The organism is Nocardioides malaquae (assembly GCF_015070385.1).
Lineage (GTDB): Bacteria > Actinomycetota > Actinomycetes > Propionibacteriales > Nocardioidaceae > Nocardioides > Nocardioides malaquae.
Window position 1 is genome coordinate 54,548 of sequence record NZ_JADCSA010000008.1, and the last position, 25,885, is coordinate 80,432.

General features: G+C 71.5%; 27 protein-coding genes. 13 read left to right on the forward strand and 14 right to left on the reverse strand.

Annotation, left to right across the window (positions count from 1 at the left end):
• Window positions 1-7 precede the first annotated feature (7 nt).
• A complete protein-coding gene (locus IEQ44_RS09685; RefSeq protein ID WP_193638264.1) occupies window positions 8-1,414 on the reverse strand; it encodes an NAD(P)H-hydrate dehydratase in 1,407 nt (468 codons plus the stop codon).
• Between the two features lie 43 nt (window positions 1,415-1,457).
• Between IEQ44_RS09685 and IEQ44_RS09690 the strand changes: the two genes are divergently transcribed.
• Window positions 1,458-2,453 (forward strand): DUF2332 domain-containing protein, encoded by a 996-nt coding sequence (locus IEQ44_RS09690; RefSeq protein WP_193638265.1) that lies wholly within the window; start codon window positions 1,458-1,460, stop codon window positions 2,451-2,453.
• Window positions 2,454-2,478: 25 nt separating this feature from the next.
• Here the strand turns inward: IEQ44_RS09690 and IEQ44_RS09695 are convergent, their stop codons facing one another.
• A complete protein-coding gene (locus tag IEQ44_RS09695) occupies window positions 2,479-2,832 on the reverse strand; it encodes a holo-ACP synthase (RefSeq protein WP_193638266.1) in 354 nt (117 codons plus the stop codon).
• Between the two features lie 37 nt (window positions 2,833-2,869).
• A complete protein-coding gene (glmS, locus tag IEQ44_RS09700) occupies window positions 2,870-4,714 on the reverse strand; it encodes a glutamine--fructose-6-phosphate transaminase (isomerizing) (RefSeq protein ID WP_193638267.1) in 1,845 nt (614 codons plus the stop codon).
• Between the two features lie 42 nt (window positions 4,715-4,756).
• Between glmS and coaA the strand changes: the two genes are divergently transcribed.
• Both coaA and IEQ44_RS09710 read left to right on the forward strand, forming a co-directional pair.
• Entirely contained in the window at window positions 4,757-5,707 is a 951-nt protein-coding gene (gene coaA / locus IEQ44_RS09705; RefSeq protein ID WP_193638268.1) for a type I pantothenate kinase, read from the forward strand.
• Window positions 5,708-5,780: 73 nt separating this feature from the next.
• Window positions 5,781-7,223, forward strand: a complete 1,443-nt coding sequence (locus IEQ44_RS09710; protein ID WP_193638269.1) for an HNH endonuclease signature motif containing protein — start codon at window positions 5,781-5,783, stop codon at window positions 7,221-7,223.
• Between the two features lie 56 nt (window positions 7,224-7,279).
• Here IEQ44_RS09710 and IEQ44_RS09715 read toward each other — a convergent pair whose 3' ends face one another.
• From IEQ44_RS09715 to rplM, 4 genes are all read right to left on the reverse strand, one after another.
• Window positions 7,280-7,627, reverse strand: coding sequence for a hypothetical protein (locus IEQ44_RS09715; RefSeq protein WP_193638270.1), 348 nt, complete (start codon window positions 7,625-7,627; stop codon window positions 7,280-7,282).
• Between the two features lie 66 nt (window positions 7,628-7,693).
• Window positions 7,694-9,040: a phosphoglucosamine mutase gene (gene glmM, locus IEQ44_RS09720; RefSeq protein ID WP_193638271.1), complete on the reverse strand. Its 1,347-nt coding sequence runs from the start codon at window positions 9,038-9,040 to the stop codon at window positions 7,694-7,696.
• 125 nt (window positions 9,041-9,165) lie between these two features.
• Window positions 9,166-9,678, reverse strand: coding sequence for a 30S ribosomal protein S9 (gene rpsI / locus IEQ44_RS09725; protein ID WP_193638272.1), 513 nt, complete (start codon window positions 9,676-9,678; stop codon window positions 9,166-9,168).
• 26 nt (window positions 9,679-9,704) lie between these two features.
• Window positions 9,705-10,148, reverse strand: coding sequence for a 50S ribosomal protein L13 (gene rplM, locus IEQ44_RS09730; RefSeq protein WP_193638367.1), 444 nt, complete (start codon window positions 10,146-10,148; stop codon window positions 9,705-9,707).
• 308 nt (window positions 10,149-10,456) lie between these two features.
• Between rplM and IEQ44_RS09735 the strand changes: the two genes are divergently transcribed.
• Both IEQ44_RS09735 and IEQ44_RS09740 read left to right on the forward strand, forming a co-directional pair.
• Entirely contained in the window at window positions 10,457-11,767 is a 1,311-nt protein-coding gene (locus tag IEQ44_RS09735; protein WP_193638273.1) for a citrate synthase, read from the forward strand.
• A 180-nt stretch (window positions 11,768-11,947) separates the two neighbouring features.
• Window positions 11,948-13,246 carry a S1C family serine protease gene (locus IEQ44_RS09740; RefSeq protein WP_193638274.1) on the forward strand — a complete coding sequence of 433 codons (1,299 nt, stop codon included), beginning with the start codon at window positions 11,948-11,950 and terminating at the stop codon, window positions 13,244-13,246.
• Window positions 13,247-13,287: 41 nt separating this feature from the next.
• Here IEQ44_RS09740 and IEQ44_RS09745 read toward each other — a convergent pair whose 3' ends face one another.
• Entirely contained in the window at window positions 13,288-13,920 is a 633-nt protein-coding gene (locus IEQ44_RS09745; protein ID WP_193638275.1) for a TetR/AcrR family transcriptional regulator, read from the reverse strand.
• A 101-nt stretch (window positions 13,921-14,021) separates the two neighbouring features.
• Here IEQ44_RS09745 and IEQ44_RS09750 point away from each other — a divergent pair, with 101 nt between their 5' ends.
• Genes IEQ44_RS09750 through IEQ44_RS09765 form a run of 4 tightly spaced genes read left to right on the forward strand, consistent with a single transcriptional unit; the run spans window position 14,022 to window position 17,929 of the window.
• Window positions 14,022-14,774, forward strand: a complete 753-nt coding sequence (locus IEQ44_RS09750; RefSeq protein WP_193638276.1) for an SDR family oxidoreductase — start codon at window positions 14,022-14,024, stop codon at window positions 14,772-14,774.
• Window positions 14,774-15,613 carry an SDR family oxidoreductase gene (locus IEQ44_RS09755; RefSeq protein WP_193638277.1) on the forward strand — a complete coding sequence of 280 codons (840 nt, stop codon included), beginning with the start codon at window positions 14,774-14,776 and terminating at the stop codon, window positions 15,611-15,613. Before IEQ44_RS09750 ends, IEQ44_RS09755 begins: the two co-directional genes overlap by 1 nt.
• Complete coding sequence (locus tag IEQ44_RS09760; protein WP_319804597.1) at window positions 15,610-16,686, forward strand: phosphotransferase family protein; 1,077 nt, start codon at window positions 15,610-15,612, stop codon at window positions 16,684-16,686. The genes IEQ44_RS09755 and IEQ44_RS09760 overlap by 4 nt, the downstream gene beginning before the upstream one ends.
• A 1-nt stretch (window position 16,687) precedes the next feature.
• Window positions 16,688-17,929 carry an acyl-CoA dehydrogenase family protein gene (locus IEQ44_RS09765; RefSeq protein ID WP_193638278.1) on the forward strand — a complete coding sequence of 414 codons (1,242 nt, stop codon included), beginning with the start codon at window positions 16,688-16,690 and terminating at the stop codon, window positions 17,927-17,929.
• On the opposite strand, the gene IEQ44_RS09770 is transcribed toward IEQ44_RS09765, so the two are convergent.
• Genes IEQ44_RS09770 through truA form a run of 3 tightly spaced genes read right to left on the reverse strand, consistent with a single transcriptional unit; the run spans window position 17,910 to window position 20,789 of the window.
• Window positions 17,910-19,352, reverse strand: a complete 1,443-nt coding sequence (locus tag IEQ44_RS09770) for an FAD-dependent oxidoreductase (RefSeq protein WP_319804598.1) — start codon at window positions 19,350-19,352, stop codon at window positions 17,910-17,912. The two genes, IEQ44_RS09765 and IEQ44_RS09770, sit on opposite strands and share 20 nt — an antisense overlap.
• Window positions 19,271-19,915 (reverse strand): class I SAM-dependent methyltransferase, encoded by a 645-nt coding sequence (locus IEQ44_RS09775; protein WP_193638370.1) that lies wholly within the window; start codon window positions 19,913-19,915, stop codon window positions 19,271-19,273. Before IEQ44_RS09775 ends, IEQ44_RS09770 begins: the two co-directional genes overlap by 82 nt.
• Window positions 19,916-19,919: 4 nt before the next feature.
• On the reverse strand, window positions 19,920-20,789 hold the full coding sequence (gene truA / locus IEQ44_RS09780) for a tRNA pseudouridine(38-40) synthase TruA (protein ID WP_193638279.1): 870 nt from the start codon (window positions 20,787-20,789) through the stop codon (window positions 19,920-19,922).
• A 130-nt stretch (window positions 20,790-20,919) separates the two neighbouring features.
• On the opposite strand from truA, the gene IEQ44_RS16955 reads away from it, so the two are divergent.
• The 4 genes from IEQ44_RS16955 (at window position 20,920) to IEQ44_RS09800 (ending at window position 23,320) form a co-directional block, all read left to right on the forward strand.
• Window positions 20,920-21,339 (forward strand): ArsR/SmtB family transcription factor, encoded by a 420-nt coding sequence (locus tag IEQ44_RS16955; RefSeq protein WP_319804600.1) that lies wholly within the window; start codon window positions 20,920-20,922, stop codon window positions 21,337-21,339.
• Window positions 21,336-21,899 (forward strand): SRPBCC domain-containing protein, encoded by a 564-nt coding sequence (locus IEQ44_RS09790; RefSeq protein ID WP_193638281.1) that lies wholly within the window; start codon window positions 21,336-21,338, stop codon window positions 21,897-21,899. The genes IEQ44_RS16955 and IEQ44_RS09790 overlap by 4 nt, the downstream gene beginning before the upstream one ends.
• On the forward strand, window positions 21,899-22,465 hold the full coding sequence (locus IEQ44_RS09795) for a TIGR03086 family metal-binding protein (protein WP_193638282.1): 567 nt from the start codon (window positions 21,899-21,901) through the stop codon (window positions 22,463-22,465). Before IEQ44_RS09790 ends, IEQ44_RS09795 begins: the two co-directional genes overlap by 1 nt.
• A gap of 87 nt (window positions 22,466-22,552) precedes the next feature.
• Window positions 22,553-23,320, forward strand: coding sequence for a DUF2786 domain-containing protein (locus IEQ44_RS09800; RefSeq protein ID WP_319804601.1), 768 nt, complete (start codon window positions 22,553-22,555; stop codon window positions 23,318-23,320).
• A gap of 154 nt (window positions 23,321-23,474) precedes the next feature.
• On the opposite strand, the gene rplQ is transcribed toward IEQ44_RS09800, so the two are convergent.
• The 3 genes from rplQ to rpsD all read right to left on the reverse strand — a co-directional run bounded on the left by rplQ (window position 23,475) and on the right by rpsD (window position 25,876).
• On the reverse strand, window positions 23,475-24,038 hold the full coding sequence (gene rplQ / locus IEQ44_RS09805) for a 50S ribosomal protein L17 (RefSeq protein WP_193638283.1): 564 nt from the start codon (window positions 24,036-24,038) through the stop codon (window positions 23,475-23,477).
• 94 nt (window positions 24,039-24,132) lie between these two features.
• On the reverse strand, window positions 24,133-25,149 hold the full coding sequence (locus IEQ44_RS09810; RefSeq protein WP_193638284.1) for a DNA-directed RNA polymerase subunit alpha: 1,017 nt from the start codon (window positions 25,147-25,149) through the stop codon (window positions 24,133-24,135).
• Window positions 25,150-25,267: 118 nt separating this feature from the next.
• Window positions 25,268-25,876, reverse strand: coding sequence for a 30S ribosomal protein S4 (gene rpsD, locus IEQ44_RS09815; protein ID WP_193638285.1), 609 nt, complete (start codon window positions 25,874-25,876; stop codon window positions 25,268-25,270).
• Between the last annotated feature and the right edge of the window lie 9 nt (window positions 25,877-25,885).

Here is a 25,885-nt window from a genome sequence, read left to right on the forward strand (position 1 = left end):
CCCAGTCTCACACCTCGCTGGCGAGCGCGCCGACGATCTCCGGCAGCGCGTGAGCCACGTCACTGGCAACCAGGGGTCCGCCCCGGCCCGCGCGGCTCGCCGCCGCCCCGTGCAACCACGCCCCGACACTGGCCGCGTCGAAGGGGTCGAGGCCACTCGCGAGCAGGGCACCGACCAGGCCCGTGAGCACGTCGCCGGCGCCGGCGGTGGCCAGCCAGGGTGTGCCGGTGGAGTTCACCCGGACCCGTCCGCCGGGGTCGGCGACGAGGGTGCGGGGACCTTTGAGCAGCACCACCGCGCCCCACCGCCGGGCGGCGTCTCGTGCGTGGCGCAGCGGCGCGCCCTCCACCTCGCCGCGGGGTTCACCGAGCAGCGCGGCGAGCTCCCCCGCGTGCGGTGTCAGGACGAGGCCCGAGGGTCCTCGGCGGTGGTGCAGGTGGCGCAGGGCGTCGGCGTCGACGACCACCGGGACGTCGTCGCCCAACGCCGCGGCCAGCGCCGCCGCCGCCTCGTCGTCGCCACCCGACCCGACGGCCCACGCCTGCACCCGACCGGCGCCGACCACCTCGGGGAACCGCTGACGCACCCGGGAGTCGACCTCGTCGGGCCCGACGTAGCGGACCATGCCCGCCATCCCGCTGGCCGCACCGGCGACGCAGAGCAACGCCGCGCCCGGGTAGGCGCGCGACCCGGCGCGTACGCCCACCACGCCGCGCGTGTACTTGTGCGACGCCCGCCCGGGCACCGGCAGGAGCGTCGCGACGTCGGCGGCCTCGAGGGCCTCGACGTCGGCGTCCGGCAGGACCAGGCCGATGTCGACCAGGCGGACCTCCCCGCAGGCCGCGGCCGCGGGATCGACCAGAGTGGCGACCTTGTGGGTGCCAAAGGTGACGGTCACCTCGGCCTGCACGTGGGGCTCCGGGGTCTCGCCGGTGTCGACGGCCACCCCCGAGGGCAGGTCGACGGCGACGACCGGCACCCCGGCGAGCGCCTCGACGGCCTGCTGGGCGTCGGGCCGCAGCCCCGGGCTGCCTCCGATGCCGACGATGCCGTCGACGAGCAGGTCGGCGTCGAACCCGACCGCCCCCGGCAGGTCGACGGCCCGGCCCCCGGCAGCCAGGAGGGCCGCCAGCCCGGGCGCGTGCGGGTGCTCCGCCAGCGGCAGCGCCCGCACGGCCACCCCGTGGCGCGCCAGCCAGGCTCCCGCGAAGAGCGCGTCGCCCCCGTTGTTGCCGGCGCCTACGAGCAGCAGCACGCGGGTGCCGTACGTGTGTCCCCGGCGCCGCCGGAGCTCGTCGGCGACCGCGACCGCCAGCCCGGTCGCGGCACGCTGCATCAGGGCCTCGTCGCCGACGGCGGCGATGGCCTGCTCCTCGGCTGCACGGACCTGAGCGACGGTGTGGGCCTGCCTCATGGCCCCGAGCGTAGTGGGGCGCAGCACCCCCTAGCATCGGGTCATGGACCCCTACCGCGACGTCGTGGAGGCCTACAGCGAGTTCGCCCGCGAGGCCGGCGACTCCCCCACCTTCGTCGCCTGGGCGCGGGGCGTGGCAGACGACCCGGAGGTCGTCGACTGGATCGGGACGCTGCCGGGAATCAAGCAGCAGCCCAACCTGGTCTTCGCCGCTGCCCGCCGCCACGGCGTCCCCGCACCCGGTCCCTACGCGGCCCTGCGTGAGGCACTGCTGGCCGACGACGGCACGATCCGCGCCACGATCCTCAGCCACGCCACCCAGACCAACGAGGTGGGCCGACTCGCCACCCTCCTGCCCGTCCTCGCCCGGGTGGAGGGCCCGCTGGCCGTGGTGGAGGTGGGGTCGTCCGCCGGCCTCAACCTCACCCTCGACCGGTGGGCCTACGAGTGGACGCTCGCCGACGAGGGCGACCGCGTCGTGCGCCTCGAGCCCGACGGCCCGCCCGCCGGCACGCTGCGCAGCCGCGTCGTCGGACCGGCACCGCTGCCCGCCCGCGTGCCCGAGGTGGCGTGGCGCTGCGGGGTCGACCTCAACCCGCTCGACGTCACCGACGCCGAGCAGACGGCCTGGCTCGAGCAGCTGGTCTGGCCCGAGCAGGACGAGCGACGGGAGCGGCTGCGCCACGCGCTGGCCGTCGCCCGCACCGACCCGCCGCCGGTGCGCCGGGGCAACCTGCTCGACGAGCTGCCGCGGCTGGTCGAGGAGGCGTCGGGGCACGGCACCGTCGTGGTGCTCAACAGCGTCGTCATTGCCTACCTCTCCCCCGACGACCGCCAGCGCTACGACCACCTCGTACGCAGCCTGGTCGCCGCCGGCGCCTGCCACTGGGTGAGCAACGAGGCACCGGGAGTGCTGCCGTCGATCGCCGCGACCGGACCGGACGTGCCGACAGGACGCCGGGCGTTCGCGCTGGGACTCGACGGCCGGATGGTCGGTCACGCCCACGGCCACGGCAACGAGCTCCACTGGACCGCCTGAACCGGTGGCGGCGACCAGCCGGAGGTCAGCCTTCCAGCACCACCATCGCCGTGGCCACTCCGGCGTCGTGGGAGAGGGAGAGGTGCACCCGCTCGACCCCCAGCTCGCTCGCCGCGGCGGCCACCGAACCACGCAGCTCGAAGCGCGGGCGGCCCGACGCCTCGGAGACGACCTCGGCGTCGTGCCACGCCAACCCGGGCGGGGCACCCAGCGCCTTGGCCAGCGCCTCCTTCGCGGCGAACCGAGCCGCGAGGGACTCCACCGCTCGCGCGGCCTCGGCGGGCGTGAAGAGCCGCTCGCGCAAGCCGGGCGTACGCTCCAGCGACGCGCCGAAGCGCGCGACGTCGGCCACGTCGATGCCGATCCCGATCACCGCCACGACGACACCTCTCGCTCCCGCCGCACGGCTCGGGCCGTCACTCGACGGTGACGGACTTCGCCAGGTTGCGCGGCTGGTCGACGTCGTGGCCCATCGCGGTGGCCAGCTCGCAGGCGAAGAGCTGCAGCGGGATGACCGCGACGAGCGGCTGGAGCAGCACCGGCACCTTGGGCAGGCGGATCAGGGCGTCGGCGTAGGGCTCGATCGTGGTGTCGTCGGCCTCGGCCAGGCAGATCGTGTGCGCGCCACGGGCCCGCACCTCCTGGATGCCGCTGAGCATTTTGTCGTGCAGCTGGTCGCGGCCCCGCGGGGGCACGATGCAGAAGACCGGCAGCCCCTCCTCGATCAGGGCGATCGGACCGTGCTTCAGCTCACCGGCGGCGAAGCCCTCGGCGTGGATGTAGGCCAGCTCCTTGAGCTTGAGCGCACCCTCGAGGGCCACCGGGTAGCCGGCGTGACGGCCCAGGAAGAGCACCGACCGGGTGTCGACGTGGGAGCGGGCGAAGTCGTAGACCTGGTCGGCCTGGCCGAGCACCGTCTGGATGTGGCCGGGCATCTCGTCGAGCTGGTCGACGACCGCGTTGATCTCGTCGCCGAAGAGCGTGCCCTTGACCTGGGCAAGGTAGAGCGCGAGCAGGTAGCAGGCCACCAGCTGGGTGACGTAGCCCTTGGTGGAGGCGACCCCGATCTCCGGGCCGGCGTGGGTGTAGATGACGCCGTCGGACTCCCGCGGGATGGTCGAGCCGTTGGTGTTGCAGATCGCCAGCACCTTGGAGCGCTGCAGGCGCGCGTGGCGGATCGCCTGGAGGGTGTCGGCGGTCTCGCCAGACTGGCTGATCGCGACCACCAGGGTCGACTGGGTGAGGATCGGGTCGCGGTAGCGGAACTCGCTGGCGAGCTCAACCTCGACGCTGATCCGGGTCCAGTGCTCGATGGCGTACTTCGCGACCATGCCCGCGTAGAACGAGGTGCCGGCCGCGATGATGATGATCTTGTCGATGTCGCGCAGCTCGGAGTCGTCGAGACGCATCTCGTCGAGTTGGAGCCTGCCGGACTCGTCGCGGCGGCCCAGCAGCGAGTCGGCCACCGAGGCGGGCTGCTCGAAGATCTCCTTGCGCATGAACCAGTCGTGGCCGTCCTTCTCGGCGGCCGTCAGGTCCCAGTCGACGTGGTACTGCTGACCCTGGGCGGGGGTGCCGTCGAAGCCGATGACCTCGACGCCATCGGCGGTGATGGTGACGATCTGGTCCTGGCCCAGCTCCAGCGCCTCGCGGGTGTGGGAGATGAAGGCGGCGACGTCGGAGCCGAGGAAGTTCTCGCCCTCGCCCAGACCGACCACCAGCGGGGAGTTGCGACGGGCGGCGACCACGCGGGAGGGGTCCGCACCGTCGAGCGCAACCAGGGTGAAGGCGCCCTCGAGGCGCTGGCACACCCGCTGCATCGCGGTGGTGAGGTCGTGACCTGCCTCGACCTCGAGCTCGAGCAGGTGGGCGGCGATCTCGGTGTCGGTCTCCGACTTGAGGGCGTGACCGGCCTTCTCCAGCTCGGTGCGCAACGCCGCGAAGTTCTCGATGATGCCGTTGTGCACGACCGCCAGGCGGCCCTGCTGCCCCAGGTGGGGGTGGGCGTTGGCGTCGTTGGGGGCACCGTGGGTGGCCCAGCGGGTGTGACCGATGCCCGTCGTCGCCTCGGGCAGCGGTTGGGTGGCGATCGCTCCCTCGAGGTTGGCGAGCTTGCCGGCGCGCTTGTCCCAGACCACCGAACCTTCGTGGGCCAACGCCACCCCGGCGGAGTCGTAGCCCCGGTACTCCAGTCGGCGCAGACCCTCGATCACGACGTCCTGCGCCTGCTTGGCCCCCACGTAGCCCACGATTCCGCACATGGGGAGTGATTCTATCCCCAGGCGCGGTGCAACAATGCCAACGTGTCTGCACCGGAGGAGTCCTCACCCTACGTCGAGCTCGACCGAGCGGCGTGGGCGTCGTTGGCCACCGGCACCCACTCCCCGCTGACGACCGAGGAGATCAACCAGCTGCGCGGGTTGGGCGACGCGCTCAACCTGGACGAGATCGAGCAGGTCTACCTCCCGCTCTCCCGTCTGCTGTCGATGTACGTCGAGAGCGCCAGCCAGCTCCACCGCGCCCAGGAGGCGTTCCTGCTGCGCCAGCACCCACCGCGTACGCCCTTCGTCATCGGCATCGCGGGCTCGGTGGCGGTCGGCAAGTCGACCACCGCACGCGTGCTCCAGCAGATGCTGGCCCACTGGCCTGAGCACCCCAACGTCGCGCTGGTGACCACCGACGGCTTCCTCTTCCCCAACGCCGAGCTGGAGAAGCGCGGCCTGCTGCAGCGCAAGGGGTTCCCCGAGTCCTACGACCGGCGGGCGCTGCTGAAGTTCGTGGTCGACATCAAGTCGGGCAAGGACGAGGTCGAGGCCCCCACCTACTCCCACCTCGTCTACGACGTCGTGCCCGACGAGAAGGTCGTCATCAACCGTCCCGACATCGTCATCGTGGAGGGCCTCAACGTCCTGCAGCCCGCGCGGGTGCGCGAGGACGGGCGTACGGGCCTGGCGGTCAGCGACTTCTTCGACTTCTCCGTCTACGTCGACGCGGCGCTCAGCGACATCCGCAACTGGTACGTCGACCGCTTCCTGCGGCTGCGCGAGACGGCCTTCCGCGACCCGGCCTCCTACTTCTCCAAGTACGCCCAGCTCACCCACGACGCCGCGGTCGACGAGGCGCGGCGGATCTGGGACTCCATCAACGGACCGAACCTGACGCAGAACGTGCTGCCCACCCGCAGCCGGGCGACGCTGGTGCTGCGCAAGGACTCCGACCACTCCGTGCGGTACGTCCGGCTCAGGAAGCTGTAGGGGTCGCGGCTCCCTCCGCCGCACCATGGCTGGACGCGCCGTAGTTGTCGGTGGGCGCTGGTTGGGTTGAGTCATGGAAGCCACCGCCACTGCCGCCCCCGAGCTGGGTGACCTGACCGCTGCGGAGCTGCTTGGTGCTGCGCGGCGGGAGGAGGCGGCGTCGCGGCGGGCAGAGGCGAACCTGTTGGCGGTCGCGTACGAGTGGGCGGTCGCCCACCCCGCGGACGAGGACGGTTGGAACGCGGCCACGTTCCACCACCCGTTGGGTGATGAGCCGATCTCCGGTGACGGCACGCCGTTGGTGGCGGAGTTCTGCATCCCCGAGCTGGGTGCTGCGCTCGGGGTCTCGACGGATGCGGCGAAGAAGCTCATCGGCCAGGCGATCGAGATGGTCCACCGCCTGCCGCGGGTGTGGAAGCGGGTCCAGTCCGGCTTGGTGCCGGTCTGGCGGGCCAAGCAGGTGGCCGAGGCCACGATTCACTGCGACCCGGCCCTGACGCCGGAGGCGATGGCCTGGATCGACGCGCAGGTGGCGCCGTTCCTGGAGAAGATCGGTCGCGCGCAGATGGAGCGCATCGTCGCGCAGGCGATCGAGCTCTACGGCCTGGCGGCCCAAGAGCAGCCACTCGACGCAGACAACGACGGCCGGTTCGTGCACATCCACACCCCGGTCGGACCCTTCGCCGGCGCGATGCGCATCGAGGCCGAGGTCTCGAACGCTGACGGGCACGACCTGGCCCAGGCGCTTGCTGCTGGGGCGGCGGCACTCAAGGCCGGTGGCTCCACCGCGTCACTCGACGTGCGCCGCTCGATGGCCCTGGGTGAGCTGGCACGCCAACAGACTTCGCTCGACCTGGTCGGTGCGGACGCCGACCCCGAGCAGGACTCGGCCGAGGCGGCCGCACGGAAGGCCCGTCGGGTCGACCTGCACCTGCACTTCACCGCCGAGGTCCAGCCCGACGGCACCACCGGCATCAACCCGATCGGGTTGCTCGAGAACGGCCAGAAGCTGGCCCTGCTGTCGCAGGTCCGGTCGTGGGTGCGGGGCACGCACACCGAGGTGCGGATCCTGCCGGTCATCGACCTCAACGAACAGATCACCACCAACCGGTACGAACCGACCGAACGGCTCCGACGCCAAGTGCTTCTTCGGGACCGCACCTGCGTCTTCCCGTGGTGCACGAGACCAGCCAGAAGTTGCGATCTCGACCACGTCGAACCGTTCGACCACGACGCAGGCGGAGAAGGCCGGCCACAGCCAGGGCCGACCGGGACAGACAACTTGGCCGCCCTCTGTCGCAGTCACCACCGGTTGAAGACCCACACCGGTTGGCGACTCACCTCACCCGCCAGCGGGGTGTTCGAGTGGACCAGCCCCCACGGCCAGCGCTTCCGCCGCGACCAACACGGCACGCACGACCTCACCCGGAGGCCGGACGGCGAACCACCACCCGTCACGGCGCCAGTCGTGCCACCTCCACGCGTCGCGACTCCGAACGCCGCACCCACAGCCTGACCGCAACCCCACCCACAGCCCGTACGCACACGCGTACGGGCCACGGGTGCGTCACGTCAGCGGCCCGCCAGCACGTCCCACGCGAACCAGCCCGGCGCGAGGAGAACCCCGGCCGAGGCGATGGTGACGAGGGCGAAGACCGCGTCCCCGCCGCTGCCACCCGAGAAGAGGGCGACCAGTCCATGGAGCGGCACACCGACGAACGCTGAGTAGATCGCCGCTGCGAAGTTGTAGCCGAAGAGACCATCGCCCGAACCCAGCGACGAGGCGTCGAGAAGCCACGTCCCGCTGACCCACACGACGACGGACAGGACCACCGCGAGGACGCTCCCCCAGGCCACGCGGCGCGGAGAGCGCCGAACGTGCACGACGGTCGGACCGGAGGGGCTGTCAAGGGTGGCCATCGCCCCACCATGGCAGAGCCGCCGGGGCGCCGGCAGAGCCCGGCTACTCGACCGGGGCGGTGCCCCTCAGAGCGCGAGCTGCTCCTTCACCACGGTGGCGAGCCGGGCGGCGACGGCCTCGGCCTCGATGGCGGTGGGCGCCTCCACCATCACCCGGACCAGGGGCTCGGTGCCCGAGGGGCGCAGCAGGATGCGGCCGCGCTCACCCAGGAGGGCCTCCTCCTCCGCGATCGCGGCAGCCACGACCGCGTCCTCGTCGGCGCGCGCCTTGTCGACGTCGGGCACGTTGACGAGCACCTGGGGCAGCTTCTCCATCACGGCCCCGAGCTCCTTGAGGGAGAGACCGGTCGTCGCCATGCGCTCCAGCACGTGCAGCGCGGTGAGGGTGCCGTCGCCGGTGGTGGCGTGGTCGGAGAGGATCACGTGGCCCGACTGCTCGCCGCCCAGGCTGTAGCCGGAGATGTTCATGGCCTCGAGCACGTAGCGGTCGCCGACCTTGGTCTGGCGCACCCCGATGCCGTGCGCCTTCATGGCCTGCACGAAGCCCAGGTTGCTCATGACGGTCACGACGACGGTGTCCTTGGCCAGCTTGCCGTTGGCCTCCAGGGCGAGGGCCAGGATCGCGAGGATCTGGTCACCGTCGATGACCTCGCCGTCGGCGGCCACGGCCAGGCACCGGTCGGCGTCACCGTCGAGCGCGAAGCCGGCGTCGGCGCCGTGCGCGACGACGGCCTGCTGCAGGTCGGTCAGGTGGGTGGAGCCGCAGCCCTCGTTGATGTTGGTGCCGTCGGGCTCGGCGTGGATGGCGATCACCGTGGCGCCGGCGTCGGCGAGCGCCTTCGGGGCAGAGACGGAGGCCGCGCCCTCGGCACAGTCGAGCACGACGGTGAGGCCCTCGAGGGGCTTCTCGATGGTGCTGACGAGGTGGGCGGCGTAGTCGTCGACGGCGCTCGGGTGCACGCTGACGCGACCGACGTCGGCACCGGTGGGCCGCTCCCAGGGCTCACCGAGGCGCTGCTCGATGGCGATCTCGACGGCGTCCTCGAGCTTCTTGCCACCGCGCGCCAGGAACTTGATGCCGTTGTCGGGCATGGCGTTGTGCGAGGCCGAGAGCATGACGCCGAGGTCGGCGCCCAGGGCACCGGTCAGGTGGGCGACTCCGGGCGTCGGCAGGACGCCCACGAGGACGACGTCGACGCCGGCGGACGCCAGGCCCGCCACCACGGCTGCCTCGAGGAACTGACCGGAGATGCGGGTGTCGCGTCCCACGACGGCCGTCGGACGGTGCCCGGCGAACTCCCCGCGGTCGGCCAGCACGTGGGCTGCGGCGACCGCCAGGTCGAGCGCGAGCTCCGCTGTCAGCTTGCCGTTGGCCAGGCCACGGACACCGTCGGTTCCGAAGAGTCGAGACATGGCATCGCACCCTAGTGGAGACCGGCGACGACTCCGAACCGCGGCCACGCGGCCCGGAAAGCACGACACCCCGTGGCTGCCCCCGGTGACGGGGTGCAGCGACGGGGTGTCGCGAGGGGCCTGGGTCAGCGCTTGCTGAACTGGGGCGCCTTGCGGGCCTTCTTGAGACCGGCCTTCTTGCGCTCGATCACGCGGGCGTCGCGCGTCAGCAGTCCGGCGGACTTCAGCACCGCGCGGTTGGCCTCGAGGTCGACGGCGTTGAGCGCACGCGCCACACCGAGGCGCAGGGCGCCGGCCTGACCGGTGATGCCGCCGCCGTGGATGCGGGCGATGACGTCGAAGCGGCCCTCGAGCTCGGTGGTCACGAAGGGCTCGTTGACGACCTGCTGGTGCAGCTTGTTGGGGAAGTAGTCCTCGATGGTGCGACCGTTGATGGTCCACACACCGGTGCCCGGCACGATGCGGACACGGGCCACGGCCTCCTTGCGACGGCCGGTGGCCGCGGCGGGGGCGATGGTCGCGGCCTTCAGCGGCGCGTCGGCCGAAGGGGCGGACTCGGAGCTGTAGGCAACGCCCTCGGCGTTGGTCTCGAAGGTCTCCTCGACCTCGTTCTGGGTGTTCTCGGTGGTCTCAGCCACGGTAAGTCCTCACTCGTCCTTGGAGATTACTGCGAGACCTGGGAGATCTCGAACGGCTTGGCCTGCTGGGCCTGGTGCGGGTGCTGGGGGCCTGCGTAGACCTTGAGCTTCTTGAGCATCTGGCGGCCAAGGCGGTTCTTGGGGAGCATGCCCCACACAGCCTTCTCGATCGCCTTGCGGGCGTCCTTCTCGAGCAGCTCGCCGAACGGCGTGGCGGTGAGACCGCCCGGGTAGCCGGAGTGGCGGTAGGCCATCTTGGTGGTCTTCTTGCTGCCGGAGAGGGCGATCTTCTCTGCGTTGACGATGATGACGAAGTCACCGGTGTCGACGTGGGGGGCGAACATCGGCTTGTGCTTGCCCCGCAGGAGGTTGGCGGTCTGGACGGCGAGGCGTCCGAGGACCACGTCGGTGGCGTCGATGACGTGCCACTCGCGCTGAATGTCAGCGGGCTTCGGGCTGTACGTGCGCACGGCGAGAACCTTCTCGTTCGTAGGGCCTGTCCGGAGGCGTCCGGCCAGGTGGTGGAGCTGCGGCTTCTGACGAACACGGCCCGGCTTGCCCGCCCCGTGGACGGGGCGAGGTGTCCGGATCTGCACCCGCTGGGCACCCGAGGGGCAGCAGCGAGCGCGGCAGGAGTCGCGACGCACGAGTGTACGCAGGCGCGCAGGCGGTCCACAAATCAACGCGTTCTGCCGCCCCCGGTGGCTCTCACGAACATGCCCACACTAAATTGGTGAGGACAAACACAATTGCGCAGACTGCGAAGCAAGGAGCCGACGTGACCGACGTAGCGGCCAAGCCGACAGACTCCCTGACCGTACGGGACAACCGGACCGGTGTGGAGTACGAGATCGCGATCACCGACAACACGATCGCCGCGAAGGACCTGGGTCAGATCCGGGTCAAGGAGGACGAGCCCGGGCTCGCCACCTACGACCCGGGGTTCGTCAACACCGCGTCGTGCCGTTCAGCCGTCACCTTCATCGACGGCGACAAGGGGATCCTGGAGTACCGGGGCTACCCCATCGAGCAGCTGGCCGAGAAGTCGACCTTCCTCGAGGTGGCCTACCTGCTGATCCACGGCGAGCTGCCCACCAAGGAGCAGTACGAGTCGTGGGTGCACGAGATCACGTACCACACGTTCGTGCACGAGAACGTCAAGGAGTTCGTCCAGGGCTTCCGCTACGACGCCCACCCGATGGGGATGCTGATGGCGTCGGTGGGGGCCCTGTCGACGTTCTATCCCGAGGCCGTCAACATCTCCGACCCCGACAACCGCCACATGCAGATGGTGCGGATGATCGCGAAGATGCCGACGCTGGGCGCCTGGTCCTTCCGCCACGCCCAGGGCAAGCCGTTCATCTACCCCGACAACGCGTTGAGCTACACCGAGAACTTCCTCTCGATGCTCTTCAAGATGTCGGAGCCCAAGTACGGCGCCGACCCGCGCCTGGCGAAGGCCCTCGACGTGCTGCTCATCCTGCACGCCGACCACGAGCAGAACTGCTCGACCAACGCGGTCCGCTCCGTCGGGTCCTCCCAGGTCGACCCCTACTCCGCGGTGGCCGCCGGCATCGGCGCCCTCTACGGCCCGCTCCACGGCGGCGCCAACGAGGCGGTCCTGCGGATGCTCAAGCGCATCGGCTCGAAGGAGAACATCCCCGCCTTCATCGAGGGCGTGAAGAACGGCGACGAGCGCCTGATGGGCTTCGGCCACCGGGTCTACAAGAACTACGACCCGCGCGCCACCATCATCAAGAAGGCCTGCGACGACGTCTTCGAGGTCACGGGGGTCAACCCGCTGCTCGAGATCGCCCAGGAGCTGGAGAAGATCGCGCTGGAGGACGAGTATTTCGTCCAGCGCAAGCTCTACCCCAACGTGGACTTCTACTCGGGCCTCATCTATGAGGCGCTCCAGTTCCCGCCGGAGATGTTCACGGTGCTCTTCGCCATCGGCCGGACCCCCGGCTGGCTGGCCCAGTGGAACGAGCTCATCACCGACTCCGACCAGAAGATCGCCCGACCCAAGCAGATCTACACCGGCGCCCGCACGCTCGACTTCGTGCCCGCCGAGGAGCGCTGGGCCTGAGCCCACCCGCACCGTGAGGGCGTACGCCCTGCGCCCGCCGGGCGTACGCCCTTCAGCACCGCCCCGTGCCCGACCTCGGTCGGCGCGGGGCGGTGCTGCGTGCGGGCTGCAGCGAGGAGTCTTGACCGCTCCCCAGCCCGCTCTCAGCGTGTTCCTAGGGTCGCTTGGCAGAGTGGAGTCATGAGCAACGAGCGCCCCCACTCCGACGAGCCCGGCCAGCGTCCGACCCCGCCGCCCACGTTCTACGGCGAGACGCCGGGAGCTCGCCCGCACGCCGAGGACGACGTCGAGCGCACGACGCCTCTGGGCCAGCCCTGGGGCACTGCCCCCGAGACTCCCCCGCAGGGCAGCGCGGCCGTCTCCGCGACCGTGCCCCGGCCCCGCCGTGGCCGGCGCGTCGGGGCCGCCCTCGGGGCGCTGGCCCTGGGCCTGGTCGGCGGACTCGGCGGAGCGGCGGCCTACGACTGGATGGACGACGACACCGCGCCCGCGACGGGTGGGTCCGTGACGACCTCACCGGTCGTCGACCAGGGGTCGTCGTCGGGTGACTCCGGCACGGTCGAGGGCGTCGCTGCCGAGGTGCTGCCCTCGGTGGTGCGCATCGACGTCGCGGGCGACTCCGGCCAGGGGTCGGGCAGCGGCATCGTGCTGAGCTCCGACGGCCAGATCCTCACCAACGAGCACGTGATCTCCGCCGCCGGCGACGGCGGCAGCCTGCGCGTCTCCTTCGCCGACGGCCGGCGCGCCGAGGCGCGGATCCTGGGCAGCGATCCCCTCACCGACACCGCGGTCATCCAGGCCGAGGGCGTCGACGACGCCGTGCCGGCGACGATCGGCAAGTCGGGCAACCTGCAGGTCGGCCAGCAGGTGGTGGCCATCGGCTCCCCGTTCGGCCTCGACGCGACGGTCACCAGCGGGATCGTCAGCGCCCTCGACCGTCCGGTGAGCGTCGGCCGCGACGACGCCACCGGTGACTCGACGACCTACCCCGCCATCCAGACCGACGCGGCGATCAACCCCGGCAACTCCGGTGGACCGCTGGTCGACCTCACCGGCAGCGTGGTGGGCATCAACTCCTCGATCCGCACCACCTCCAGCATGGGCGAGGGCGGCTCGATCGGACTTGGATTCGCGATCCCCATCGACGAGATCCTGCCGATCGTCGAGCAGATGGCGGCCGGCGAGACCCCCACCCACGCCCGGCTCGGCATCAGCGTCACCGACGCCTCGAGTGGTGAGGGCGACACGATGGGCGCCCTGGTCCGCGAGGTCACCGACGGCGCCGCCGCGGGCGAGGCCGGCCTGGAGGCCGGGGACGTGATCGTGCGCATCGGCGACGACCTGATCGACAGTGGCGACGACCTCGTCGCCACCGTGCGCAGCTACCGCCCCGGTGACGAGGTCGAGGTGGCCTACGTCCGTGACGGCGAGGAGCAGAGCGTCACCCTGACGCTCGGCTCCGACGCCGACACGAACTGATCAGCGACGGATGACCAGTAGGCGCTTCCGGGTCCCCGGACTCAGGCGGTAGGGGCCTCGGGGGCGCCCACCATCCGCAGCGCCATCGTCCGGTAGTGCTCGGCCACGCGGTCGGCCGACCAGCCGCGCCCGTCGTCATACCACCGCGCGATGTCGATTCCCAGGGAGAGCACCGCGGCGGCGGTCATCGCGGGTGAGTCGGTGGTGAACTCACCGGCCTCGACTCCCCGCACGACGATGTCGCGCACGACGGCGTCCATCTGGCGGCGCAGCTCGACGATCTCGAACCGGTGCTCCGGGGAGAGCGACGAGATCTCGTAGTTCACGATCCGCGCCAGGGTGTGGTGGGTGCAGTGGAAGCGGCCGAAGTCGACCACGAGCCGCTCCAGCTGCTCGGTCGCGGTGGCACCGGCCTCGACCGCTGCCCGGCAGATCCCCAACGCCTCGGCGTGACCCGCCGCCGAGATCGCGTGCAGCAGGTCCTCCTTGGAGCGGTGGTGCACGTAGAGGGCGCCGGGGCTCATGCCCGCAGCGGTCGCGATGTCGCGGGTGGTGGTGCCGTGGAACCCCCGGGAGGCGAACGCCTCGACCGCCGCGTCGAAGAGACGACGACGCGCGTCAGCGCCCGGAACACCCTGCTCGCCCGTACGCGGGCCATTGACTGCGACTGCCATGCCTGCAAGGGTAAGCAAGCGCTCATTCAGTGCGCAACGAAACGTGACGCACCCGACCCGGTTGTCCGGCGAGGGAGGCGTCCCCAGACGGAGGAGAGAACGTGCGAGGACTCGCAGGGAAGGTCGCCGTGGTCACCGGCGCCAGCCGGGGCATCGGCCTGGGCATCGCCCAGCGCCTGGTCGAGGAAGGCGCGAAAGTGGTCGTCACCGCGCGCAAGCCCGAGGCGCTGACCGAGGCGGTCGAGGCCCTGGGCGGCAGCGCCCACGCCTTGGGCGTCGCGGGCAACGCCGGCGACCCCGAGCACCGCGACGAGGTCGTCGCCCGCACCCTGGAGACCTTCGGCCGCCTCGACCTGCTGGTCAACAACACCGGCATCAACCCCACCTACGGCCCGCTGGTCGACCTCGACCTCGACGTCGCCCGCAAGATCCTCGACACCAACGCGGTCGCCGCCCTCGGTTGGGTCCAGGCCGCCCACCACGCCTGGATGAAGGAGCACGGCGGCGCGGTCGTCAACGTGTCGTCGGTGGCCGGTCTCAAGCCGGCTCCCGGCATCGCGATGTACGGCGCCAGCAAGGCCACGCTGATCAGCCTGACCGAGTCGCTCGCCGAGGAGCTCGGGCCGCGCGTCCGGGTCAACGGCGTCGCTCCCGCAGTCGTCAAGACCCGCTTCGCCAGCGCGCTCTACGAGGGCCGCGAGGACGAGGTCGCCTCGGCCTACCCGCTCAAGCGCCTCGGGGAGCCCGAGGACATCGGCGCGGTCGTGGCCTTCCTGCTCTCCGACGACGCCGGGTGGATGACCGGCCAGACCCTCGTGGTCGACGGTGGGCTGACCCTCACCGGCGGCGTGTGATGTCCGCTCCGACGGCAGCGCAGCAGGCCCTGGCAGGTCGCGGCGCGGTCGTGACCGGCGCCGGTCACGGCATCGGTGCCGCGCTGGCCCGCCGGCTGGCCGCCGAGGGCGCGCGGGTGGTGGTCAACGACCTCGACGCCGACGCCGCCCGAGCGGTGGCCGACGAGGTCGGTGGCACCGCCGCCCCCGGCGACTGCGCGAGCGAGGAGGGCGTACGCGAGCTCCTCTCCACCGCGACCGCCGCGCTGGGCCGGGTCGACCTCTTCATGGCCAACGCCGGGCTCGACCGGGTGGCCGGTGAGCCGACCGACTGGCTGGAGATGCCCGACCACGCGTGGGCGACCATGCAGGAGGTCAACGTGATGGCCCACGTGCGCGCAGCACGGGCTCTCGTGCCGACGTGGCTGGAGTCGGGCGGTGGGCGCTTCGTGGTCACCGCGTCGGCAGCCGGCCTGCTGACCATGCTCGGCGCCGCCCCCTACTCGGTCACCAAGCACGCCGCCGTCGCCTTCGCGGAGTGGCTGTCGGCGACCTACGGACACCGCGGCGTGACGGTCCAGGCGATCTGCCCCCAGGGCGTACGCACCCGCATCTACGAGGAGGCAGGGCCGCTGAAGGAGCTGCTCTCCTACGACGCGGTCCTCACCCCCGACGACGTCGCCCAGGCCTGGATCGACTCGCTGGCTGACGACCACTTCCTCGTCCTCCCCCACCCCGAGGTCGGCGACTACTACCGGCACCGCGCCGGCGAGACCGACCGCTGGCTCGCCGGGATGCGCCGCATCCAGGGCCACCTCGACGCCACCGCCCCCGTCCCCGTCCCCGAGGAGACCTCGTGACCGATCCCGTGACCGATCCCGTGACCGACTCCCTGCCCGGGTTGGACCTCGACGCGTTCGTGACGTGGTTCGGCGCCCAGCACCCCGACGCCTCCCCCGACCGGTCCACCTGGACCGCGAGCCTGGTGGCCGGCGGCAAGTCAAACCTGACCTACGTCGTCGGCGACGGCACGCAGGAGTGGATCGTGCGTCGACCGCCGCTGGGTCACGTGCAGGCCACGGCCCACGACATGCGCCGCGAGTTCACGGTCATGTCGGCGCTGGCGCCCACCGACGTCCCGGTGCCGCAGACCGTGGCCCTGTGTGACGACCACGCCGTGCTCGGAGCCGACTTCTACGTGATGGAGAAGGTGGAGGGCACCCCCTTCCGCGACGCGGCACAGCTCACGGCCCTGGGCGCTGAGACCACCGCCGCCCTGGCCGACGCGATGGTCGACGTGCTGGCGCGCCTGCACAGCGTCGGCCCCGCTGCCGTGGGGCTGTCGGACTTCGGTCGCCCCGAGGGCTTCCTCGCCCGCCAGGTGAAGCGGTGGGGTCGCCAGATGGAGGGGTCGAAGACCCGCGAGCTGCCCGACGCCGACCGCCTCCTGGCCCACCTGGGTGCCCACGTGCCGGCCGACGACGGCACGAGCGCGATCGTGCACGGCGACTACCGGCTCGACAACCTGCTGGCCGTGCCCGGCGAGCCCGAGCCCGTAAGGGCCGTCGTCGACTGGGAGATGTCGACGCTCGGAGACCCGCTGACCGACCTGGCCCTGCTGCTGGTCTACGACCGGGTCGCCGAGACCGTCCCGGCGCTGGGGGTCAGCGACGCCAGCGCCGCGCCGGGCTATCCGTCGAGCGACGCGATCGTCGCCCGTTACGCCGCCGCCCGAGGTCTGGACGCCGACGCGCTGGCCGGCGCGATGGCGTTCCACCTGGGCCTGGCCCACTACAAGCTCGCCGCGATCCTCGAGGGGATCCACCACCGGTTCAGTGCCGGTCAGACCGTCGGCGGCGGGTTCGAGCACATCGGCGAAGCCGTCGAACCACTGTTGGCGGCCGGACTGCGCGCCGCCGAAGGAAAGGACTGACATGGACTTCTCGTTCGACTCCCGCACCAAGGCCCTGGTCTCGGAGATGGAGGACTTCATGGCCAGCCACGTGCTGCCGGCCGAGTCCGTCTTCGACGACCAGCTCGCCGCGCTCGACGACCGCTTCGCATGGACGCGTACGCCCGTCGTCGGCGAGCTGCAGGCCGAGGCCCGCCGCCGCGGCCTGTGGAACCTCTTCCTGCCGGTCTCCGCCGACCCCGACGGCGTCGGCGCGGGCCTGACCAACGTGCAGTACGCCCCCCTCGCGGAGATCAGCGGACGGAGCGGCAACCTCGCCCCCGCCGCCATGAACTGCGCGGCGCCCGACACCGGCAACATGGAGGTGCTCCACCTCTTCGGCACGCCCGAGCAGAAGGAGCAGTGGCTCACCCCGCTGCTCGCCGGGGAGATCCGCTCCGGCTTCGCGATGACCGAGCCGGCGGTGGCCTCCTCCGACGCGACCAACGTCGAGACCTCGATCGTGCGCGACGGCGACCACTACGTCATCAACGGCCACAAGTGGTGGACCACCGGCGCGATGAACCCCGACTGCGCCGTCTTCATCCTGATGGGCAAGACCGACCCCGAGGCCTCACGCCATCGCCAGCAGTCGATGATCCTGGTGCCCCGCGACACCCCCGGTGTCGAGGTCGTGCGCCCGCTCGAGGTCTTCGGCTACGACGACCACGAGCACGGCGGCCACGCCGAGATCCGCTTCACCGACGTGCGGGTACCGGTCGAGAACCTCATCGGCGAGGAGGGCGCCGGCTTCGCCATCGCCCAGGCGCGGCTCGGGCCCGGCCGCATCCACCACTGCATGCGTTCCATCGGCATGGCCGAGCGCGCCGTCGAGCTCATGTGCACCCGGGCGAGCGAGCGGGTCGCCTTCGGACGCCCCCTGGCCCAGCAGGGCGTGGTGCGCGACTGGATCGCCCAGTCGCGGGTCGAGATCGAGCAGCTGCGGCTGCTGGTGCTCAAGACCGCGTGGTTGATGGACACCGTGGGCACCCGGGGCGCCCACACCGAGATCCAGGCCATCAAGATCGCCACGCCGCAGGTGGTGCAGACGATCGTCGACCGGGCGATCCAGGCCCACGGCGCCGCCGGGGTCTCGCAGGACACGCCGCTGGCCATGATGGCCGCCGGCATCCGGACCCTGCGGCTGGCCGACGGCCCCGACGAGGTGCACAAGAACTCGCTGGCCAAGGCCGAGCTGAAGCGTTTCAGCCCGGCTGGTCGATGAGCTCGGCGACCCGGCGGGCCGCGATCTGCAGCACCTCCCACGCGGTCGCCACCGGCGGGGCGTAGGCCAGGTCCATCCAGGCGAGGTCGTCGACGCTGCCGCGCAGCCAGAGCACGGCCGCGGCGGCGTCGACGCGCTTGCCCGCACCCGGCCCGCCAGCCACCTCGACCGAGAGCAGCCGACGCGACACCCGGTCGGCCGACACCCGGATCGTGATCGGCGCCGCTTCGGGCATGTAGCCGCTGGCCGTCGTGCCGCGGGTGACGACGGTGACCGGATCCACCGGAGCAGCCACCTGGTGGTCGAGGATGCCGGTGCGGGCCACCTCGAGGTGCACCTCACCCACCGCGAACCTCGTGATGGCCGTGCCGAGCACGCCCGGGAAGGTCAGGTCGCCGCCGGCCACCTGGTCGCCGAGCGCGCGCCCCGCCTTGTTGGCGTGGGTGCCCAGCGGGGCGTAGGTCCAGGCCCCGTCGCGGGTGCGGACCTCGCAGCAGTCGCCCGCGGCCCAGACACCGGGGGCCACACGTCCGGTCTCGTCGGGACGCAGGGTCCCGCGCTCGGAGAGCAGGTCGGTGTGGGCCAGCAGGTCGGTCGCCGGCACCACGCCCAGGGCCACGACCACGTGGTCGGTCGGCACCGAGCGCTCCCTCAGCCGCACGGCCGCGACCCGACCGTCCTCGACCTCGAGGTCGGTCACGGCGGCGTGCTCGACCACCTCGACCCCGACTTCGCGCATGCCTCGAGCGACCTCGGCGCCCACCTCGGGCGCGAAGGTGCTCAGCACCCGCGACCGCGTCACCAGGGTCACCTGCAGCCCGCGGCGCACCGCGGCCTCGACCATCTCCACGCCGATGTAGCCGCCTCCGGCGACCACCACGCGCTCCCCCGGGGCGAGCTCCTGCGCCCACGCACGGGCGTCCTCCAGCGTCGAGGCCGGGCGTACGCCACCCACCGGCGCGCCGTCGGGCAACCGGGTCCACTGCGGCATCCGCGGGCAGGCGCCGGTCGCCACGACCACCTGGTCGAAGGCGACGTCGTCACCGCCCTCGACCTCGGCGACGCGGGCGTCCAGGTCGAGGCGCGTGACGCGCTGCCCCGTGCGCAGGTCGATGCCGGCGGCCCGGTGCTGCTCGGGCGTCCTCGCGACGAGGTCGTCGAGCTCGTCGACCTCGCCCGAGACGAGGTAGGGGATGCCGCACGCCGAGTAGGACGTGAACTGACCGGCCTCGAGCACCGTCACCTCGAGCGTACGCCCGGTGCGGCGCGCCGTGCGCAGCATCTGGTGGGCGGCGGACATGCCGGCGGCGTCGCCACCGACGACGAGGATGCGCTCGGCCGTCACGGTCGCCGCGTCTCCAGCACCCGGAAGCCCTTCGAGCTGGCGAGCCGGGTGGTCGGCCACCCCTGCTCCGTCAGCCACTTCTGCAGTGAGTCGCCCCCGAGGTTCTTGCCGACGACGCTCACCATCCGGCCGCCGGGCGCGAGGCGTGGCAGCCAGGTCAGCAGCAACGCGTGCAGCGCCTCCTTGCCGATGCGGATCGGGGGGTTCGACCAGATCTCGTCGAAGACGTAGTCGCTGGGCACCTGGTCGGGCGTCACGGCGGCGAAGGTGCCGGCCACCTTGTTGGCCTTCGCATTCTCGTTGGCCAGCTTGAGAGCCCGCTCGTTGACGTCCACGCCGATCACCCGGGCCAGCGGCACCGCCTTCGCGATCGCGATGCCGATCGGCCCGTAGCCGCAGCCGAGGTCGAGGAACTGTCCCATCGGCGGCGGGTCCAGCTCGCGCAGCAGCACGGCGGTGGCGTGGTCGAGGTGGCCGCGACTGAAGACACCGGGCGCGCTGACCAGCTCGAACTCGTGGCCCCACACCTCGCAGGTGAAGGGCTCGCGGGCGAAGGGGGCGTCGGGGTCAGCGGTGAAGTAGTGCTCACCGGCCTCGTCGGCCGGCTCCTGCGTCTCACCGGTCTGGCTCTCACCGTTCAGGGGCTCACTGGTCACGGGCGTCACTCTCCATCAGGGGCGGCGAGGGGTCGACGATACGGCGCGCGCGGGCGCGCTCCGCCTGGGCGAGGAGCTCGGCGCCGGCGGGGTAGCCGACCTCCTCCAGGGTCAGTCCGTGCGCCTTCACGACGGCCACCGACGGGTCTCGGCGCGCCGCCGCCATCACCTCCGCCGCCCACCCGACCGGACGGCGCCCCTCCCCCACCATGAGCAGGCAGCCGACCAGCGAGCGCACCATGTTGTGGCAGAAGGCGTCAGCGACGACGCGGCCCGCGGCGACCCCGTCGGCGTCGCGCGTCCACTCCAGGGCGAGCAGGGTGCGTACGGTCGTCGCGCCCTCACGCTTCTTGCAGAACGACGCGAAGTCGCGCAGCCCGAGCAGCTCGGCGCCCGCGGCGTTCATGGCGTCGAGGTCGAGCGGGCGCGGCCAGGCGAGCACGTGGCGCCGCGTCAGCGGGTCGACGAGGTCGGGTCGGTCGGCGACCCGGTAGGCGTAGCGCCTCCAGACGGCGGAGAAGCGGGCGTCGAATCCCTCCGGCGCCTCGCTGAGCGCGTGCACGCGCAGGTCAGCCGGAAGGATGCCGTTGAGCCGGCGCAGCAGCGCGTCGAGCGGCGGGTCGGTGGAGCGACCCGCGGAGGCAGCGAGCACGTCGCCGTCGACGTCGAGGTGGGCGACCTGCCCGCGGGCATGCACTCCGGTGTCCGTACGCCCCGCCACCACGACGCGCGCCTGAGGCACCCGCAGCGCCGTGGCCAGCGCTGCCTCCAGGGTGCCCTGGACGGTCCTCAGCCGAGGCTGGGTCGCCCATCCGGAGAAGTCGGTGCCGTCGTAGGCGAGGTCGATCCGGATGCGCACCGCCCCATCGTCTCACCCACCACCACTCAACCAAGTGGTTGACAACGGAACGCCCCCGCTCGTACGTTGGTTTTCAACCGTGAGGTTGAGCTGCAGATGGGTCTCACGGCCGGCACGGGAGGAGGAACGCGTGGCCCACTCCGACGACGTGACCCCCGACGACGAGCTCAACAGCGAGCTCTCCAAGGTCTTCGCCGCACTTGCCGACCCCACCCGGCGCGACATGGTCGTGCGCCTCAGCGACGGCGAGGCGACGCTCAGCGAGCTCGCGGGAGCGTACGACGTGAGCCTCCAGGCCGTCGCGAAGCACCTCAAGGTGCTGGAGGCCGCCGGGCTCGTGACCCGTGGCCGGGAGGCGCAACGCCGACCGGTGCGCCTCGAGGCCGACGTGCTCCACCTGACCAGCAAGTGGCTCGAACGCCACCGACGACGCGTCGAGGAGCGGTACGCCCGGCTCGACGACGTCCTGGCCGACCTCGCGGACGCCGAGACGTCCGACGCCGGCGGCCACACCACACCCGGCACCACCCGAACGGGGGCCGCATCATGAGCACCACCCAGCACGGCCCGTCCACCACCGAGACGACGCCCGAGGCGCCCACCGTCCCGCCGGCCACCCCACCCGGGGACCACTTCCCCGTCGCCGCCGTCGTGGCCGACGAGCAGGTCCCGGCCGTCCACATCTGGCGCGACTTCGCCGCCGACCCGGCCCAGGTCGTGCGGGCCCACACCGACCCCGCGTTCTTCGCCCGGTGGATCGGGCCGCACGACCTCGAGACCCACATCGACGCGTGGGAGTGCCGCACCCTGGGTTCCTACCGCTACGTGCAGCGGCGCGACGGCGAGGAGTACGCCTTCCGCGGCACGTTCCCCGAGGTGGGTGAACGCCGGCTGGTGCAGACCTTCTGCTTCGAGGAGTGGCCCGAGGCGATCGCCCTGGAGACGCTGACCTTCACCGACCTCGGCGCCGGCCGCACCCGGCTGCACAGCTTCTCGCTGTGCGGCTCCTTCGAGGCGCGCGACTCCATGCTCGCCTCGGGCATGGAGGCCGGGGTCCGGGAGGGTTACGAGAAGCTCGACCACCTGCTCGCCGAAGGAGACACCCGCTGATGCTGCCCCACCAGCCCGCCGCACGTCACGCCGCCGTCGCGGCCCACTTCACCGCCCTGGTCGAGGGGGTGCCCGACTGGGGTGCGCCCAGCCCCGTGCCGGAGTGGACCGCCCGCGGCGTCGTGGAACACCTCACGACGTGGCTGCCTGCGTTCGTGCACTCCGGGTCTCCCTACGGGTGGACGCATCGGCACTCCGCCGTCCACGACCCCGTCGCGGCGTGGCAGGAGCAGCGTGCGGCGGTGCAGCGACTGCTCGACGACCCCGCGCAGGCCGACTCGCCCTTCATGCACCCCCACGCACCGGCCGGGACCCTGGGCGAGGTCATCGACCAGCTCTACACCACCGACGTCTTCATGCACTCGTGGGACCTGGCCCGGGCGAGCGGACAGCCGGCGCAGCTCGACGAGGAGCACGCCAGCCAGCTGCTGGCGGGCATGGAGCCGCTCGACGAGGTGCTGCGCGCCTCCGGGCAGTACGGACCGGCCGTGCCCGTCGACGACGACGCAGGGCCGGTCGAGCGCCTCATGGCCTTCGTGGGCCGGGAGCCGAACTGGTGTCCCTGAGCGCGCGGGGCCGCCGTTGGACCATCATCAGTGTCGGTGGCCACTGGCAGGCTCCGGGCACCTCACCACCGACGCCGAGGAGGCCCCGTGAACGCCCAGTCAGAGACCCCGCAGAAGGCACGGCCGACCGTCATGCTGGAGAAGGTCCGCAAGCTGCTGGCCAAGGCCGAGGACCCTGCCGCCTCGCCCCAGGAGGCGGAGACCTACACGCTCAAGGCCGCGCAGCTCATCGCCGACCACGGCATCGACGCGGCCCTGCTCGCTGCCGACGACCCGGGCAGCGACCGGGTGGCTGACCGGGTCGTCGACCTCGAGGCGCCCTACGCCCACGACAAGGCGCAGCTGCTGAGCGCCGTGGCCCACCGCCTGCGCTGTCGCGCGGTGTTGCGCACCCGCCGCGACCTCGACGGCCGCGCCAGCCACTCGGTCCACCTCTTCGGCCACACCAGCGACCTCGACCGCGCCGACCTGCTCTTCACCAGCCTGCTGCTGCAGTCGACGACCAGGCTCGCGCGTACGCCCGTGCCCCGCGGCGAGCACAAGGCCGCGTTCCGGCGGTCGTGGCTGGCCGGCTTCAGGATGTCGATCTCGGCGCGTCTGGAGCGCGCCGAGCAGGAGGCGGAGGCCCGAGCCGCGTCTCGTGACGCGACCTCGGGGCACTCCACGGGACTGGTGCTGGCTGACCGGAGCGCCGCCGTGGACGAGACGCTCCAGCAGGCCTACCCGCACCTGCGGAACGCCCGACCCCGTGAGCTCTCCGGATCGGGCATGCGCGACGGCTACGCAGCTGGCGTCAACGCCGACCTGGGCGGCACGCGGCTGCGCGGCGCACCCAGGGCGCTCGCACACGACTGAGTCGGGCGCCCCATCCGCGCGGCTGACCAGCTGCCGCAGATGACAGCTGCCTCAGACACAGCTGCCGGACATGCCCCGGAGCTGGCCCGGAAACGTCTGAAATGGCAGAGGGCCCGCCACCCTCTCGGGTGGCGGGCCCTGCAGACGCTGGGCGTCAGGCCTTCTCGGCGTCCTCGGCCGGAGCCTCGGCGGTCTCCTCCGCGGCGGCCTCGGGGGCCTCCTCGGTGGACTCCTCGGCGGGGGCCTCCTCGGCCGGAGCCTCGGCGGTCTCCTCCGTGGTCTCCTCGGCGGGGGTCTCCTCGGCGGCGGGAGCCGGGGCGGCAGCCTCGGTCTTCTTGGCCGACGGAGCCTTCGGGGAGTAGGCCTCGGTCACCAGCTCGATCACGGCCATCGGCGCGTTGTCTCCCTTGCGGGGGCCGATCTTGGTGATGCGGGTGTAGCCACCCGGGCGCTCGGCGAAGGTCGGGGCGATCTCGGTGAAGAGGATGTGCACGACACCCTTGTCCCGGATGACCTTGAGGACCTCGCGACGGTTGTGCAGGTCACCGCGCTTGGCCTTGGTGATCAGCTTCTCCGCGTAGGGGCGGAGGAGGCGAGCCTTGGCCTCGGTGGTGGTGATGCGACCGTTCTCGAAGAGCTGGGTGGCCAGGTTCGAGAGGATCAGGCGCTGGTGCGCCGGGCTGCCGCCGAAGCGGGTGCCCTTCTTGGGGGTAGGCATCTGGTGTTGCTCCTGCTTCTCCCGGGCCGTACCAGGTACCCGGGTAGATGGTCCCGGTCACGGGTGCGTGGCCGGGGGGTGGGTGCTGCGTGTCTCAGTACTGCTCGTCCTCGACGTACGACGCGTCGTCGTCGTCGGAGTAGGCAGCGAGGGCGGCGTGCGGGTCGAAGCCCGGCGCGCTGTCCTTGAGGGAGAGGCCCATCTCGACCAGCTTGGCCTTGACCTCGTCGATCGACTTCGCGCCGAAGTTGCGGATGTCGAGCAGGTCCTGCTCCGAGCGACCGATGAGCTCACCCACGGTGTGGATGCCCTCGCGCTTGAGGCAGTTGTAGGAACGGACCGTCAGCTGCAGGTCCTCGACCGGCAGAGCGAGGTCGGCAGCCAGCTGCTCGTCGACGGGCGAGGGGCCGATGTCGATGCCCTCGGCCTCGACGTTGAGCTCGCGGGCCAGGCCGAAGAGCTCGACGAGGGTCTTGCCCGCCGAGGCGATGGCGTCGCGGGGACGGATCGAGGGCTTGGTCTCGACGTCGATGACCAACTTGTCGAAGTCGGTGCGCTGCTCGACACGGGTGGCCTCGACCTTGTAGGTCACCTTCAGCACGGGGCTGTAGATCGAGTCGACCGGCATGCGGCCGATCTCGTTGTCGCCACCCTTGTTCTGCACGGCGGAGACGTAGCCACGGCCACGCTCGACGACCAGCTCCATCTCCAGCTTGCCCGTGTCGGACAGCGTGGCGATCTTGAGGTCGGGGTTGTGCACCTCAACACCCGCGGGCGGGGCGATGTCGGCAGCGGTGACGTCACCGGCACCGGACTTGCGCAGGTACATCGTGACGGGCTCGTCGTGCTCGGAGGAGACGACCAGACCCTTCAGGTTGAGGATGATCTCGGTGACGTCCTCGGTGACACCGTCGACCGTCGAGAACTCGTGCAGGACGCCGTCGATCTTGATGCTGGTGACCGAGGCTCCCGGGATGGAGGAGAGCAGGGTGCGACGCAGCGAGTTGCCGAGCGTGTAACCGAAGCCGGGCTCGAGGGGCTCGATGACGAACCGGGAGCGGAACTCGTCGACGGTCTCTTCCGACAGGGTCGGGCGCTGAGCGATAAGCACTGGTGATTTCCTTTCCGGACCCACCCACCATTTGACGGGTCCGAACTGCAATGACGAGGAAGTGTGGCGTGGCCGTGCTCCGGTGGCCGCCCGGTGAGGGGCGGCCACCGGTCAAGCATTACTTCTTCGAGTAGAACTCGACGATGAGCTGCTCCTGGACCGGGAGGTCGATCTGGGCCCGGGTGGGGAGCTGGTGCACGAGGATGCGCATCCGCGAGGGGACGGCCTCGAGCCACGCCGGGACGACGCGCTCGCCGTGGGTCTCGCGAGCCACGATGAACGGGGTCATCTCCAGCGACTTCTCACGCACGTCGATGACGTCGTACTGCGACACCTGGAAGGACGGGATGTCGACCTTCTTGCCGTTCACCTTGAAGTGGCCGTGCACGACCAGCTGGCGGGCGTGACGACGGGTGCGGGCGAACCCGGCGCGGTAGACGACGTTGTCCAGGCGGCCCTCGAGGAGCTGCAGCAGGTTGTCACCGGTCTTGCCGGGGCGACGCGACGCCTCGACGTAGTAGCGGTAGAACTGCTTCTCGAGGATGCCGTAGGAGAAGCGAGCCTTCTGCTTCTCACGGAGCTGGAGCAGGTACTCCGACTCCTTGATGCGGCCCTTGCCGTGCTGGCCGGGCGGGTAGGGGCGACGCTCGAAAGCAGCGTCACCACCGACGAGGTCGACGCCGAGACGGCGCGACTTCTTGGACATGGGGCCGGTGTAACGGGCCATTGTTCAAAG